The sequence below is a fragment of the Pseudomonas sp. 2822-17 genome (assembly GCF_002742485.1).
Taxonomy (GTDB): domain Bacteria; phylum Pseudomonadota; class Gammaproteobacteria; order Pseudomonadales; family Pseudomonadaceae; genus Aquipseudomonas; species Aquipseudomonas cyclaminis.
In genome coordinates this window covers 21,826-36,811 of the sequence record NZ_LJRZ01000428.1, presented here as the reverse complement: position 1 = coordinate 36,811, position 14,986 = coordinate 21,826, and the positions used below count along the sequence as shown (strand labels likewise).

Below are 14,986 nucleotides of genomic sequence, written 5' to 3'. Positions count from 1 at the left end.
TTCAGGGTTATCCCGATGAGTCAAACAATCGCGTCCTCGCTAGCGACGCTTTACGTCGAGGCAAACGAATCGTCATTGGCAACAGGCGTTGCCCCCTTGCTGATGCAGGGCTTTCCTGCCGAACTGAAACACCGGGTCACGTGGCACAACTGGATGCGTGCGCCCTTCAACCAGTGGGGGTTCCGTAACCTGGCGCGGCTGCGGCCCTCCATTCATGTCGCGGCAGGCCCAGGTCCCGTGGGTACGCTCAAGGACGCGCCCAAAGCCCTGGAATCGCTGTGCTTTGACAGTGAATGTGGGCTGAGCATCAGCGTTATCGATCACCTTGTCGCCAGCCAGACCGACGCCTTTTTGGTGATGCAGGGCGACACGGTGCTGTTCGAGCGTTACTTCAACGGGCAGCGCGCCTGTGATCGACACATCATGTTCTCGGTGACCAAGTCGCTGATCGGCACCTTGGGCGAGCAACTGGTCACCGAGGGTGTGCTCAGGCCCGAGTTGCCTGCTGCGTATTACGTCCCCGAACTGGCGGGCAGCGCGTTTGGCGATGCCACCGTGCGCCAGTTGTTCGACATGGCGGTAGGCATCGACTACAGCGAGGTCTATGACGATCCCAACTCAGAGAGTTCGCAGTACGGTTACGCCTGCGGTTTTCAGCCGGCGCCTGCGACTTACGCACAGTTCGAATCCCTGTATCAGTACTTGCCGTCCCTCAAGAAGCGCGGCAGCCACGGTGGGTTTTTCCACTATGTGACCGCGACCACCGAAGCCCTCGCCTGGGTCATGGAACGTGCCTCGGGCAAGGCCTGCAGTCAGATGCTGGAGGCGATCTGGAAGCGCTTGGGGTGCGACCGTGATGGTTATTTCATGGCCGATGCCTGGGGACGCAATGTGGCGGGGGCGGGCTTCAGCGCCACCTTGAGAGACATGGCGCGTTTCGGTCGGTTACTGGCCAACGATGGCCGTCACGACGGTCTTGAGTTGCTGTCGCCTGACACCGTGGCCCGAATCGCTGCCGGGGCCGATCCGGCGATCTATGCGCAGAATGACGAGTTTTCCAGCTGGACGCCGGGAGCGTCCTATCGCAGCCAGTGGTACGTGTTCAACGACCACAGCCAAGCGCTGATGGCCGGCGGAATTCACGGCCAGTACTTGTTCATCGACAAGCCCTCCGGCGTGGTGATCGTCAAGCAATCCTCCCTGGCGGAGGCGGTCGGCCCGTTCGATGCCGACAGCGTGCGCATGCTGCGCGCCATTGCCGCCCACCTGAACCACTGACACACGCCAAACAATAAGAGTCTTGCGTTCTATTCACCTGGCCCGCCCAGGTGTTGGCGGCGCGCTGCGTCGCCATTGACTGCCCTGTAACAACAATAATTCCACAGGAGCTTCTTATGGTTTTCACCAAGCGTTTTTCCCGGGCGCTCTTAGCGGTCGGCTTACCCTTGACCACCCACGTCGCGCTGGCGGGCTACACCTTTGAGGACGGCAATCTCAAGGGTGAAGTCAATCTCACGGCGGGCGGTGGCACGCTGTTTACCCGTGGCGTCAACTTCGGCAGTGGCCAGGTTGATGCCCGCAGCGGTAAAAATGGCGGCGCCAACATCAACTGGCAAGAGCTCTACGTCAAACCCGGCGTCAAGCTTGATTATGCGCTGCAACCCGACTTCAGCCTGCTGGCGGGCGGCTCCCTGGTGGCGGCCAGCACCTTCGGCGACGGCGACGCGGGCGGCTTCACCCGCAGCTCCGACGGCAAGGCCGCCGTCGAAGAACTCTACGCGGGTGTTCGAACCGGCGAATGGACGCTCACCGCAGGCCGCCAGAACTACATGATCGGTACGGGGTTCATCGTCATGGACGGCAACCTCGACCAGTACAAGGACGCCGCCTACTGGCTGGGGCCTCGCACCGCGTTCAAGGATTCGGCGATCCTGGCCTGGAACCATGGCGCATTCAAATCCCAGGCATTTACCTTGCGCACCGACGACGATTTGGGCGACTTCCGCATGACCGGCGTCAACCTCGATTACAACCTCGATGACCAGGTAACCCTCGGGGCGATGGCCATGAAGGTCCATGCCTTGGGGCCAAAAGGCAGCACGTTCCCGCGTCTTCGTGACGGGATGCAGGTCTACAACGTGCGAGCGCTCAACGCCAAGGTGCCCGGTGTGCAAGCACTGACGCTCAACGCCGAGTACGCCGTGGAGCGTGGCAGCGGCGAGGGTGCCGATTACGCTGCCAACGCCTGGTATGCCCAGGCCGACTACGCCTTCAGCACGCTGCCGCTGACACCGATCATCGGTTATCGCTACGCGAGCTTTTCCGGGGATGACAACCTCACCGACAACCGCCAGAAAGCCTGGGATCCACTGAGCAAAGGTTTTCTCGACTGGGGCACGTGGCTCGTCGGCGACGTGGTCGGCAATTACCTGCTGTTCAACAGCAACGAAAAGGTCCAGCAGTTCTCGCTCAAGACCCACCTCAGCGATACCGTGACCCTCGGCACGATTCACTACCAGTTCTGGCTGGACGAGAAAAACTACCTGGGCGCCGCAGTCAGTGAGCGGCGTTTTGCCGATGAGAGCGTGGTATTTGTCGACTGGACGCCCACGCCGTCGTTCTATACGTCGCTGTCCTATAACTGGGTCAAGCCACTGGCCGCTGCCAAGCAGGTCTTTGGCGATGACCAGACATTCAGTGCGCTGGAAATGTATTTCACCTATCGCTATTAAGTGCCGCGAGCCATCGTGGCCGCGCTGGAGTGTTTCATCATGAACAGGTTTTTGCGTCACACCTTGCTGGGTACGGTTGCCTCATTGCTGATCAGTGGCGCTTGCGTGGCTGAAGAACGAACCGTACGGATCTACAACTGGATCGAATACCTGCCGCCGGAAGTGCTCAAGAGCTTCCAGGAAGACACTGGCATTCGCCCGATTTATGACGTGTTTGACAGTGCCGAAACCATGGAGTCCAAGCTGCTGACGGGCAACTCCGGGTATGACGTGGTGTTCCCCGGCACCGCGAATCTCGGGCACCTGATCACCGCTGGCGCCGTCCAGCCCTTGGACCGCAAGCAGTTACCGAACTGGCAACACCTGGACCCGCAGTTCATGCAGTCCCTGGAAGCCGTGGGTGACACTGGCAATCGCTACGCCGCGCCGTACCTGTGGGGCACCACGCTGATCGGCTACAACGTCGACAAGGTGCGCAAAGCCCTTGGCCCCGACGTCAAAATGGACACCTGGGCCGTCATCTTCAAGGAAGAGAACCTCGCCAAACTCGCCAGTTGTGGCGTGGGTTTTCTCGACGCGGGCAACGAGATCGTGCCTATCGCCTTGCACTATCAGGGCCTGGACCCCAACAGCCAGAAACGCGAGGACTATCCGCTGGCCCAGGCGGTGATGATGAAAATCCGTCCCTACATCACCTACTTCAACTCGTCGCGCTACGGCATGGACCTGGCCAACGGTGATATCTGTGTGGGCGTGGGCTGGTCCGGCGGCGTCGCGCTGGCCAAGCAATTGGCGGATGCCGCCGGCAAAGGCGTCAAGGTCGAGATGGCACTGCCCAAGGAAGGTGCGCCGATGTGGTCGGACGTGATGATGATTCCGGCCAATGCTCCCGACGTCGCTGAGGCCCACGCGTTCATCAATTACATCCTGCGCCCGGAAGTGATTGCCCGCATCAGCAACAAGATCGGCTATCCCAACCCGAACAAGGACGCTACCGCACTGGTGGACGCGAGTATCCGCAACAACCCCAACATGTACGTGCCGGAGGAGGCGCGCAAGACGCTGTTCGCGCTTGAACCGATTCCAGCCGCGATCGAGCGCATTCGTACTCGCACCTGGACCAACATCAAGACCAACCGCTGATCAGTGTGGCCCGGTGTGTGCGCGCCGGGCCTGGAGGGTGCCATGAGTGAACATTTGGACTTGCTGGATATCGCGCCCAACCTGCAGCGCGTGCTGACGTTGCGCGTGGCGATAGGGCCTGGCGTGATGCTGGGTGACAGCGTTGAAGGCGTGCGCTGCAACTACCCGATTGTGGGCGGTGATTTCGACGGGGTCGGTGTCAGAGGCCAAGTCCTGGCGGGCGGCGAAGACTTGTTTGTCTTGCGCCCGGATGGCGTCGGTCAGCTGGATGCGCGCTACAGCCTCAAAACCGACCAGGGCGAGTTGATCAACCTGCGGAACCGGGGTGTTCTGAACATGACTGAGTACGGGCGCCAACTGGAACGTGAGGGGCAGTGGCCGATTCCGGAGGCGGAATACCGCTGCACCTGCACGCCGGTGTTCCAGGTGCCCAAGGGACGATTGGATTGGCTTGGGCGTTCCAGTTTTATCGGCCTGGTGCATTACCCCAGTGTCGACCAAGTAGTGATTCGTTGTTATCGGTTTTACTGAGACCCTTGCTCCCGTGACGGCCTGACAGACGACTATCTTCACTATGATCACGCGTAGCTGCCCCTCCGTCGTAGCTGTCGAGCGCAAGCGAGGCTGCGTCGGCGACACAGCCGATCCAAGGGTGTCAGTCAATCCGCCATGCTGCCAGGTCGGCCATGGATTCAAGCCTGCATGCCATAGAACAACAGCTCAGTAATACGCCTGACCTGCAGCGAGTGCGCGTCGATGTCCGGTTGCTCCTGATTCACCAGCCTGAACAGCTGCAAATGTGAATAGTCGTTCAACAGGAACGCCGCCAGTTCCACATCGAGTTGCGGGCGCAGCTTGCCGGCCAGTTGCAGTTCGCGCAGCAGTTGGCTGATCTCGGCCCTGAGCGCATCGTTCATGGCGCGGTAGCCGGCGGGTAATGCGTTGGTGCCGCCGAACAGGATCAGGGGCAGCAATTCTCGCCAGAGGCTGGGGTGCATGACTTCCAGGGCGTAGCCCGTCAGCAGCCGTTCCAGGTGGCACAGCGCATCGACCGGATCCTCGAAGTCATGGATCAGGCTGCGAGTGTCGGTGATTGCGCGCTGGTCGGCGTGGTGCAGGATTTCCAGGATGATCTCCTGCTTATTGCCGAAATACTTGAACACCGTGGGCGCCGACACGCCAGCCTGGCTGGCGATCTGCTCGATGGTGGTGTTCTGGAAACCCTGGCGCTCAAACAGTTCGATGGCCGCCTGGCTGATGGCTTGCCGGCGCTCGGCTTTCTGACGTTCACGCAGTCCGGTCACGGGTGCTCCTGGTCACGATTCAAAGGGGGCTCGATATGCCTGCAAAATACTTAATTGGGTAAAGCTTTTAAAGCACTAATTACCGTTCAAGAGGTTTGCCGCTGATGCTTCTTCAACCGATAGGCAAATTGAGCGCGGCTAAGCCCCACAAGCCTCGCCGCCGCCGCCAGGTTGCCGGCGTTCTGTTGCAGCGCTTCGGTGATCAGGCGTGATTCAAGGCCTTCGATGGAAAACCCCTGGTCCAACTGGCCGAGAGTGTCCAGCAGTGCAGGGCGCTGCGAGGGCGCGGTGTTGGACAGGCTGCCATGGTCGTCCAGGCCGTAAGGGTCCGCCGGCATCGGCTCATTGCGAAACAGGTGTACCAGATCAATGGCCTGGCCTTCGTCGCTGGCGATCAGGCCGCGCTCGATCAGGTTTTGCAGCTCGCGCACATTGCCCGCGAAGTCGTAGCGCAGCAGCACTTTAAGGGCGCGCATGGTCAGGCCCACGGGCGTACGGGCGTATTCCTGGCAGAAGCGGGTGAGGAATGCGTTGATCAACAGCGGGATGTCATCGCGGCGTTCACGCAGGGGTGGCAGGGCGATGGGGTAGACATTCAGCCGATAGAACAGATCTTCGCGAAACGTGCCTTCAGCCACCGCTTTGCGCAGGTCGATATTGGTGGCCGCTACCACTCGCACATCCACCTTGATGCCCTGCACGCCGCCGACCCGTTCGATCTCGCGCTCCTGTAACGCCCGCAGCAGTTTGCTTTGCCCGGCCAGGCTGAGACAGGTGATTTCATCCAGAAACAGCGTGCCACCCTGCGCCCGTTCAAAACGCCCTGGGCGAGAGTGGGTGGCACCGGTGTACGCACCGCGTTCCACACCGAAGAGTTCAGCTTCGATCAGGTTGTCCGGGATGGCCGCGCAATTGAGCGCCACGAACGGGCCATCGTGGCGACGGCTGAGCTGGTGCAACTGGCGTGCGAACATTTCCTTGCCCACGCCGGACTCACCGCTGATCAGCACGGTGGCGGGCGTCAGCGCAACGCGTTGCAGGGCCTGCATCGCAGCGTTGAACGCTGCGCTGGCGCCCACCATGGGTTGAGACGGGCTGGATTCGGCAATGCGGTCGACCGGGCTGTGGCGTGCGGGGGCGGCGGCGGTGTGGGTGATGGCTGAGGACACGTTGAGGTAACGCAGGTCCTGCTCGACGTCACCCCATTGTTCGGCTGTCTTGCCCACCACCCGGCAACTGCTGTGGCCCATGCCTCGGCATTCCACTTCACGAAAAATCACCAGTTGCCCGAACAGGCCACTGACAAAACCGATGGCATAGCCGGTTTCTGTCCAGCACACCGGGTCCTGCCCGATGCCGTACGCGCCTACGTGCTCATCGGCCTCGCAGGAGTGGTGCCAGAGAAACTCGCCTTCATAAAAGCCCGAGTCGGCGTCGAACTTGAAGTGCAGCGGCTCGACCTTGGTCATGCCCTCCAAGGTATGCAGATGCGTGCCGGCGCGGAACACGGCCGCCGCATCGGCGTGTGGCCAGCGCTCGCGGATCAGCCTGGCGTCCCGCGCACCGGAGGCGTAGCCGGTACGGGTGAACAGGCCACGCGCCTGCTCCAGGCCCAGGCGCTCGATGACTTCCCTGCGCAGGGCACCGAACGAGGAACTGTGCAGCAGCAACATGCGCTGGTCGTTGAGCCAGATCCGCCCGTCTTCGGGAGAGAAGAACAGGCAGTCGGTCAGTTCCGCAGGCGTCGGCGAGCTGCTGTCGCTGAGTTGGCGGCTGTCGCCCCGTGGATGGTACGGCGCATCGGCTGGCGTGCTGTGGGGATTAGTCATTGTTATGCCCCTGCAAAGCGATTGAACGAAATGAGTAACTGCTCAGATAGTTACTAAACATAACCTTATCAATTGAACAAGTGCCAGCACCCCGGTTTTTGCCGCCAACCGGCGGCTGGTGAATGAGCTATGTGCGAAAAAACCCGGCCCAGAGCCCTCGATGGTTTATGTCAGCGCCGCCGTGCACAAGCGGCACAGCCTTTGCTCAAGCCCAGATGCGGCGTTTGCACTTGTGCAGGCGATGACAATTACAAGAACCGGGAGTTGCCATGTCAGTGTCTGAAACCACCCACCTGTTACAGCGGGCCCTAGCGTCCGAATGCCTGTTCAACGGCGATTGGATCCCCGCTTCGGGAGCCGTGATCCCTGTGATCGAACCCGCCACCGGCGAACCGCTGATGCGCTGCGCCATGGCCAGCCCGGCCGATGTTGCCGTGGCCAGTCGCAGCGCGGCCTTGGCCCAGTCAGCCTGGGCCGCTCTCGGTCCGCGGGAGCGCGCCGAGGTGTTTCGCAAGGCGGCGGACGTGGCGCAGCAGTCATTCGCCGAGCTGGCGCTGTACGTTGCGCGGGAAACCGGGGGCGCCTTATTCAAGGGCGAACACGAAGTGCGCGAGGCGATCGTGTTGCTGCATCAGGCGGCGGGCCTGTTGTCCCAACCTCACGGGCTGGTGCTGCCCAGCGAGGCGGGGCGCTTGTCCTATGCGCGGCGTCAGCCCCACGGCGTAGTCGGGGTGATTTCGCCGTTCAATTTCCCGCTGATCCTGTCGTTGCGCTCGGTGGCGCCGGCCCTGGCGGCAGGCAATGCGGTGGTGCTCAAGCCCGACCCGCAGACGCCGGTCAGCGGTGGTTTTCTCATCGCCCGACTCTTCGAGGAAGCGGGCTTGCCCAAGTGCCTGCTGCACGTATTGCCCGGCGACGCGCTGGCCGGTGAGGCGCTGTGCCGCGACCCTAATGTGCGCATGATCGCGTTCACCGGCTCCACGGCGGCGGGGCGCAAAGTGGCCGAGACAGCCGGGCGGCACCTGAAAAAAGTCGCGCTGGAACTGGGCGGCAAGAACCCGTTGATCATTCTCGAAGACGCCGACCTCGACCTGGCCGCCAGCAATGCCGCGTGGGGCGCGTGGCTGCATCAGGGGCAGATCTGCATGGCCACCGGGTTGATTCTGGTCCATGAGTCCATCGCCGCCAGCCTGACCCGCAAGCTGGTGGACAAGGCCCGGGCACTCACCGTGGGCAACGCCGCCCGGGGCGAGGCCGCACTCGGCCCATTGATCAACCAGCGCCAACTGCAGCGCGTGCACGAGATTGTCAGCGACAGCCTGCAGGCAGGCGCACGGCTTGAGGCCGGTGGCGAATATGACCGGCTGTTCTACCAGCCCACGGTGCTCAGTGGCGTACGGCCGGGCATGCGCGCCTTTGAGGACGAAGTGTTCGGGCCGGTGGCCACGGTGGTCAGTTTTGCCACGGACGAGGAGGCCATCGAACTGGCCAACCGCACGGAGTACGGCCTCTCGGCCGCGATCATTTCGCCCTCGGTAGGGCGTGCCATGGCCATGGGCGAACGGCTGGATTGCGGCCTGCTGCACATCAATGACCAGACCGTGGCCGACGAATGCGTCAACCCCTTCGGTGGGCGCGGCGCCTCGGGCAATGGCGGCAGCGTGGGCGGGCCGGCCGACTGGGATGAATACACCCAGTGGCAATGGGTCACCGTAAAAAACTCGCCGCCCCGCTATCCCTTCTGAGCCTCGGCTCACACCTGCCTAGACAACAAAACAATAAGAGGGCTTGAACATGAACCTGTACCGCAAAACCCTGATCGTGACCGGCGTGGCCTCGGGCATTGGTGCGGAGGTCGCGCGCTTGGCGCGCTTCCAGGGCGCCACCGTGATCGGCGTCGATCGCCATGAACCACAGTTGACGCTCGATGGCTTTTTCCATGCTGATCTGAGCGATCCCACCAGCATCGATGCACTCGTGGTGCGTCTGCCGCAGCGGGTCGATGCGCTGTGCAACATTGCTGGCGTGCCTGGCACGGCGCCGGTGCAAACGGTGGCCGAGGTCAATTACCTGGGCTTGCGCCATCTGACTCAAGCGCTGCTGCCACGCATGCCGAAGGGCGGCAGCATCGTCAATGTAGCCTCGGTGCTCGGCGCGCAATGGCCGCAGCGGTTGGCGTTGCACAAAGCGCTGGCGGCGACCGAAAGCTTCAGGGCCGGGCAGCAGTGGCTGGCAGCCAATCCGGTCGAACAAGCCACTTGTTATCAATACTTCAAGGAGGCGCTGATTGTCTGGAGCCTGCAGCAATCCCAGGGTTGGTTTCGCGACCATTCGGTGCGCATCAACTGCGTCGCGCCGGGGCCGGTGTTCACGCCGATCCTCGGCGATTTCGTCAGCATGCTCGGGCCGGAGCGGGTGGCCCAGGACAGCCAGCGCATGACCCGTCCGGCCCTGGCCGATGAGGTGGCGTCGGTGATCACGTTCCTGTGTTCGGACGCGGCGCGCTGGGTCAATGGGGTCAACCTGCCGGTGGACGGCGGGTTGGCGGCCGCCTACGTGTAGGGCGCGCTTCAGCGCCATGCCCCGGTGCGGAGCCACCGTGCCGGGGGTCTTGAACAACAACAAAAATACAGGACATCCAGGATGCTCAAGCCTATCTTGCGGCCGGTTGCGGCCATCACGTTTATTGCACTGTCATCCGCTGCACACGCTTATGACCTGCCCGGACTCAACCTGGGCAGCACCAGTTTCTACGATGGCTCGCCAGCGCCTGCCGGGCCCGGTTGGTACCTGGAGGAATACCTGACGTATTCGCGCGCCAGCCGCTTCAATGATGCCAACGGCAACAAGCTGGCCTTGCCCAGGCAGGACGTGGAAGTGGTGGCGCCTACCACGCAGATCATCTATGTCGGCCAACCCCTGGCCAATGGTGCGATGCCCGGATTCACCTTGATCAACACATCCCTGGCCCACGTGGATGTGGACGATGGTTTGAATAACGCGGCGCTGAGTTCCCGTGCAGGCTTTGGCGACGTGGTCGTCGGTCCCTTCCTGCAATTGCCGACCCTGAGCCGCGCCGATGGCAGCCCGCTGCTGACCCAGCGGGTCGAAGTCGATGTGGCGATTCCGGTCGGTGCCTATGACCGCAAGCGCTCGATCAACCCCGGCAGCAACTTCTGGTCCTTCAACCCGTACTACGCGGCGACGTACTGGTTCAACCCGAAGTGGTCGACGAGCGGGCGGTTCATGTACCTGTGGAATGGCAAGAATGACCAACCGTCGGCCAGCTTTGGCGATGTGTCCGACACCCAGGCCGGGCAGGCGCTGCATGCCAACCTGACGCTGCAGTACGCAATCGACCAGCAATTGAGCGTGGGCTTGAATGGCTATTGGTTGAAGCAGATCACCGACACCCAGGTAGACGGGCATGGGGTGAGTGGGCGGCGGGAAAAGGTCTGGGCCATTGGCCCAGGCCTGGTGTACGCATTCAACAAGGAGAATGTCCTGTCGGTGAATGCGTACTTTGAGCAGGAAGCGGTGAACCGCACTCAGGGCAACAAGCTGGTGCTTAACTGGTTGCACCAGTTCTAGGCAGGTTCCGGGGCGCCGCACGCACCATCACGCTGATGATGGTCAGTGCGGCGATCACCACGCCGGGGGAGGTCGCCAGCAGCACGCCGGTGGTGCCGGCACCTGCCGCAAGCAGTTGCCCGGCCGCCAGCGGCCCGGCCACCGAGCCCAGTCGGCCGATGGCCACGGCCGCACCCACGCCGGTGGCACGCACCGCCGTGGGGTAGGCGGGCGGGGCGCTGGCGTACAGCACCAATTGCGCCGCCATCACAAACAATCCGGCGGCGAAGCCAGCGATGGCCATCGGCACGATGCCCACCGACAAACCGACCCCGGCCAGCGCCGCGAGCAACCCGGCGTACACGAACAGCACCACTTTGAGCGCATTGCAACGGTCCAGCAGTACACCGCCCAGCAGTGAGCCGAGGGCGCCGCCAATGTTGAAGAGCATCTGCACCATGCCCGCCTGGGGTTTGCTGAAACCCTGCTCCAGCAACAACGAAGGCAGCCAGTTAAGCAGCATGTACATCACGGTCAGGGTAAAGAAATAACTGAGCCATAACGCCAACGTGGTACGGGCGCGACCCTCGCCGAACAGCGCCTGGCCCGTGGAAGGGCGGGCGCCTTGGGTGTGGTCGACCTGTTGGCGAAAGGCGGTGGATTCGGGCAGCAGCAGGATCATCAGCGGCACGGCCAGCAAAGGCGCAAGGCCGCCGATGATGAACGTGGTCTGCCAGTGCTCGCTGGAAAACATCGCCACCACGGCGGCCAATGCGCCACCCAGCGGCACGCCGCAGTACATGACACTGATCGCGGTGCCGCGATTGCGCTCGCTCACCGCTTCGGCACACAGCGCAATCAGGTTGGGCAGCGCCGCGCCCAAGCCCAGGCCGGTCAGGAAGCGCACCAGCAACAGGCTTGAGTAGCTCTGCACAAATGCCGTGCTCAAGGAGAACAGCCCGAACAGCAGCACCGCGATCACCAGGATCTTCTTGCGGCCGATGCGATCGGCGATCCACCCGCCAAAAAATGCCCCCGGCAGCAGGCCAATGATCCCGACGCTGAACACCCAGCCGAGCATTTTCGGATCCAGGGCAAAGCTGTGGCGCAGCCCGGCGGCGGTGGTGCCGGCCGCCTGCAGATCGAACCCCTCGATCAGCGCAACGATAAAACACAAAGCGATCGTCAGCGTCGAACGACGCGATGGACTGTTCATGGGCAAACCTCATTGTTGTTTTTGTTGTGGTGGCGAGCCTGACCGGCTGCTGGCAATTAAGATAACAAATATAACTATAAAAAGAACGGCGCCGAACCCCTGCGCGAAATCATGGTGCAAGCCGTCTAACTCAGCGGTTTGGGATGAGTGCGGGTAGGCAATAGGAAAATAGGTAGGTTTATTAACGTTCGATTATCGGTCAGTGGCGGTTGACGAAGCGCTGCGGCTGTTTCCATTCTCTGTTCGCCAAGCCCGTTGGGCCAAGTGTGTACCACCCCAAAAACAACAACAAAAAATGGACATCGAACATGCCAAACCTCCCCACGGACGCCGTCGCGGCGCCCTGCTGTGTGTCGAACCGCACTCCACGCCTGATCAGTGCACTGCTGATGCTCGGTGTGCTGCCCACTCCGCTGTGGGCGGCGGGGTTCATCGACGACAGCCATGGCACCCTGACGCTGCGCAACTACTACCTGGACCGTGACTACAAGGACGACGGCGCCAAGACCGCCGCGCGCGAATGGGCCCAGGCGTTCATCCTCAACCTGGAGTCCGGGTACACCCCTGGCACCGTGGGGTTTGGCCTGGATGTGCGCGGGCTGATGGGGGGCAAGCTCGACTCGTCGCCAGACCGCAGCGGCACCGAGCTGTTGCCGGTGTCGGCCGGCGACAAGCGCGCCGCCGATGAATACTCGCGCCTGGCGCCCACGGCCAAATTGCGGTTTGCCCAAACCACCGTGAAGGCCGGCGACGTGTCGATCTTCCTGCCATTCGCCTTCGCCAGCCCATCGCGCCTGCTGCCCCAGACCTTTCGTGGCGCCACGTTGAGCTCCAAGGACATCGACGGGCTGACCCTCAATACCGGCTATATCGACCGCATCAACAAGCGCGACTCCACCGATTACCAGGCCATGACCATCGCCTCGCCCAATCGGCGGTTCAACGCGACAGCGACCACCTCACACCTGGCTTACGTCGGCGGTGACTATCAGGTCAATAAAGACCTCAGCCTGCGCGCCTATCACGCCGAAGTGGCGGACCTCTACCAACAGGACACCCTGGCGTTGCTGCACAACCTGCCGCTGGGCGAGGGCGTCTTCAGCAGTGACCTGCGTAGTTTTTTCAGTCGCGAGGACGGCAGCGCCAAGGCGGGCAATGTAGATAACCGCAACCTCTCGGCACTGTTCGGCTACCGCTTCGGTGGGCATCGCGTCAGCCTGGGCTACATGCATTCCAGCGGGGACACGGCCACACCGTACATCTCCGGCACCGAGCTGATGGGCATGAGCGAACTGACCATGAGTTCGGATTTTCTCAACGCCAAGGAGCGCACCTGGCAGGCCATCTACGACTATGACTTTGTGGCCTCGGGGGTGCCGGGGCTGAAGGGGCGGCTGCGTTATGTGCGCGGCGATAACATCGAGCTGGCGGCGTTCAATGCCGAGGACCGCAAGGAGCGCGAGTTCCAGATGGAGTTGGGCTACGTGATCCAGAGTGGCCCGCTGAAGAACGTCGGGCTGATGGCGCGCAAGTCGATCTACCGCAACGACTTCCCTGGCGGCGCGGCGTTTCGCGATGAGAACCAGACCCGCTTCCTGGTGCTCTACACCGTGGCGCTGTGGTAAGTCGCGGGATCAGTCCTGATAGACCTTCTTGAGCAAGCGCAGCAGCTCTGCACGTTCCTCGACGTCCAGGGCTGCGGTGGCGTCGAGGTCGCTCTGCGCGGCGATGTCCTTGAGGGACTTGAGCAGGGCTTCGCCCGGTTTGCTCAGGAAGATCCCATAAGAGCGCTTGTCCGGCTTGCAGCGCACGCGCACGGCGAGGGCGCGGCTTTCGAGCTTGTTCAGCAATGGCACCACCTGGGGCGGTTCGATGGCCAGGGCGCGGGCGAGGTCGGCCTGCATCAGGCCGGGGTTCTGCTCGATGATCGCCAGGGCCGAGAACTGCGCGGGGCGCAGGTCGTGGTCGGACAGTCGGCCGATCAGGTTCTGGAACAGCTTGAGCTGGGCGCGGCGCATGGCATAACCGATCAGATCGTCCAGGGCCGAATCCAGCGGCGGCTGTACCTCGTCATTGTCGGGCAGGGCCTGGCTGGTGGCGGCGATGTTGGAAGGCTTGGCCATTGGCAGTGCAATCCTCAGAAAGTAGCGGTTAAGAAGGCTATCTAGTTTGCCGGGGTTGGCGCGCTGTGGCTATGCCGGTTTTTTCACTGCCGTTAAATATTGGTTACGCTGATTAATAGTTAATTGACATAACTATATTTGCGGTTTAATTTCGAATCATCTTCAAACCCAGAACAAGAGCACACCGCCATGAGCAATTACGAAGGCCGTTGGACCACCGTCAAGGTTGAGATCGAGGAAGGCATCGCCTGGGTCATTCTCAATCGCCCGGAAAAACGCAACGCCATGAGCCCGACCCTCAACCGGGAAATGATCGACGTGCTGGAAACCCTGGAACAGGATCCCGCCGCCGGTGTGCTGGTGCTGACCGGCGCCGGTGAAGCCTGGACGGCTGGCATGGACCTCAAGGAATATTTCCGCGAAGTGGACGCCGGCCCGGAGATCCTCCAGGAAAAAATCCGCCGCGAAGCCTCGCAATGGCAATGGAAACTGCTGCGCATGTACGCCAAGCCCACCATCGCCATGGTCAATGGCTGGTGCTTCGGCGGCGGCTTCAGCCCGCTGGTGGCGTGCGACCTGGCGATCTGCGCCGACGAAGCCACCTTCGGCCTCTCGGAAATCAACTGGGGCATTCCGCCGGGTAACCTGGTGAGCAAGGCCATGGCCGACACCGTGGGCCATCGCCAGTCGCTTTACTACATCATGACCGGCAAGACCTTCGGCGGGCAGAAAGCCGCTGAAATGGGCCTGGTCAACGAAAGCGTACCCCTGGCGCAACTGCGTGAAGTCACCATTGAACTGGCGCGCAACCTGCTGGAGAAAAACCCGGTGGTGCTGCGTGCCGCCAAGCATGGCTTCAAGCGCTGCCGCGAACTGACCTGGGAGCAGAACGAGGATTACCTGTACGCCAAGCTCGACCAATCGCGCTTGCTCGACACCGAAGGCGGTCGCGAACAGGGCATGAAGCAATTCCTCGACGACAAGAGCATCAAGCCTGGCCTGCAGGCGTATAAACGCTGAAGGACGCGGCCTGCGGGCCGCACCGTTTTACCCTGCTTGAACGTATTCC

The 14,986-nt window shown here is 62.1% G+C and carries 13 protein-coding genes; 9 read left to right on the top strand and 4 right to left on the bottom strand.

What is annotated here, in order from left to right:
- Positions 1-15: 15 nt before the first annotated feature.
- The 4 genes from AOA60_RS14870 (at position 16) to AOA60_RS14855 (ending at position 4,406) form a co-directional block, all read left to right on the top strand.
- Positions 16-1,278 carry a serine hydrolase gene (locus tag AOA60_RS14870; protein WP_099585063.1) on the top strand — a complete coding sequence of 421 codons (1,263 nt, stop codon included), beginning with the start codon at positions 16-18 and terminating at the stop codon, positions 1,276-1,278.
- Between the two features lie 116 nt (positions 1,279-1,394).
- The gene (locus AOA60_RS14865) at positions 1,395-2,732 is read left to right on the top strand and encodes a hypothetical protein (RefSeq protein WP_099585062.1); all 1,338 of its coding nucleotides are present in this window, start codon (positions 1,395-1,397) and stop codon (positions 2,730-2,732) included.
- A gap of 39 nt (positions 2,733-2,771) precedes the next feature.
- Positions 2,772-3,875 carry a polyamine ABC transporter substrate-binding protein gene (locus tag AOA60_RS14860; RefSeq protein ID WP_099585102.1) on the top strand — a complete coding sequence of 368 codons (1,104 nt, stop codon included), beginning with the start codon at positions 2,772-2,774 and terminating at the stop codon, positions 3,873-3,875.
- 42 nt (positions 3,876-3,917) lie between these two features.
- The gene (locus AOA60_RS14855; protein WP_099585061.1) at positions 3,918-4,406 is read left to right on the top strand and encodes a DUF3237 domain-containing protein; all 489 of its coding nucleotides are present in this window, start codon (positions 3,918-3,920) and stop codon (positions 4,404-4,406) included.
- 161 nt (positions 4,407-4,567) lie between these two features.
- Here AOA60_RS14855 and AOA60_RS14850 read toward each other — a convergent pair whose 3' ends face one another.
- Together AOA60_RS14850 and AOA60_RS14845 are read right to left on the bottom strand one after the other, a co-directional pair.
- Positions 4,568-5,179: a TetR/AcrR family transcriptional regulator gene (locus AOA60_RS14850; protein WP_099585060.1), complete on the bottom strand. Its 612-nt coding sequence runs from the start codon at positions 5,177-5,179 to the stop codon at positions 4,568-4,570.
- Between the two features lie 86 nt (positions 5,180-5,265).
- A complete protein-coding gene (locus tag AOA60_RS14845) occupies positions 5,266-7,008 on the bottom strand; it encodes a sigma-54-dependent Fis family transcriptional regulator (RefSeq protein ID WP_099585059.1) in 1,743 nt (580 codons plus the stop codon).
- Between the two features lie 269 nt (positions 7,009-7,277).
- Between AOA60_RS14845 and AOA60_RS14840 the strand changes: the two genes are divergently transcribed.
- From AOA60_RS14840 to AOA60_RS14830, 3 genes are all read left to right on the top strand, one after another.
- The gene (locus AOA60_RS14840) at positions 7,278-8,753 is read left to right on the top strand and encodes a benzaldehyde dehydrogenase (RefSeq protein ID WP_099585058.1); all 1,476 of its coding nucleotides are present in this window, start codon (positions 7,278-7,280) and stop codon (positions 8,751-8,753) included.
- Between the two features lie 49 nt (positions 8,754-8,802).
- The gene (locus tag AOA60_RS14835) at positions 8,803-9,570 is read left to right on the top strand and encodes a coniferyl-alcohol dehydrogenase (RefSeq protein ID WP_099585057.1); all 768 of its coding nucleotides are present in this window, start codon (positions 8,803-8,805) and stop codon (positions 9,568-9,570) included.
- An 81-nt stretch (positions 9,571-9,651) separates the two neighbouring features.
- A complete protein-coding gene (locus AOA60_RS14830) occupies positions 9,652-10,599 on the top strand; it encodes a transporter (protein WP_099585056.1) in 948 nt (315 codons plus the stop codon).
- On the opposite strand, the gene mhpT is transcribed toward AOA60_RS14830, so the two are convergent.
- On the bottom strand, positions 10,577-11,794 hold the full coding sequence (mhpT, locus tag AOA60_RS14825; RefSeq protein ID WP_099585055.1) for a 3-(3-hydroxy-phenyl)propionate transporter MhpT: 1,218 nt from the start codon (positions 11,792-11,794) through the stop codon (positions 10,577-10,579). The genes AOA60_RS14830 and mhpT overlap by 23 nt on opposite strands.
- Before the next feature lie 308 nt (positions 11,795-12,102).
- On the opposite strand from mhpT, the gene AOA60_RS14820 reads away from it, so the two are divergent.
- The gene (locus tag AOA60_RS14820; RefSeq protein WP_099585054.1) at positions 12,103-13,419 is read left to right on the top strand and encodes an OprD family porin; all 1,317 of its coding nucleotides are present in this window, start codon (positions 12,103-12,105) and stop codon (positions 13,417-13,419) included.
- A 9-nt stretch (positions 13,420-13,428) separates the two neighbouring features.
- Here AOA60_RS14820 and AOA60_RS14815 read toward each other — a convergent pair whose 3' ends face one another.
- On the bottom strand, positions 13,429-13,917 hold the full coding sequence (locus tag AOA60_RS14815) for a MarR family winged helix-turn-helix transcriptional regulator (RefSeq protein WP_099585053.1): 489 nt from the start codon (positions 13,915-13,917) through the stop codon (positions 13,429-13,431).
- A 189-nt stretch (positions 13,918-14,106) separates the two neighbouring features.
- Here AOA60_RS14815 and AOA60_RS14810 point away from each other — a divergent pair, with 189 nt between their 5' ends.
- Entirely contained in the window at positions 14,107-14,937 is an 831-nt protein-coding gene (locus tag AOA60_RS14810) for a p-hydroxycinnamoyl CoA hydratase/lyase (RefSeq protein WP_010567568.1), read from the top strand.
- The last annotated feature ends 49 nt before the right edge of the window (positions 14,938-14,986 follow it).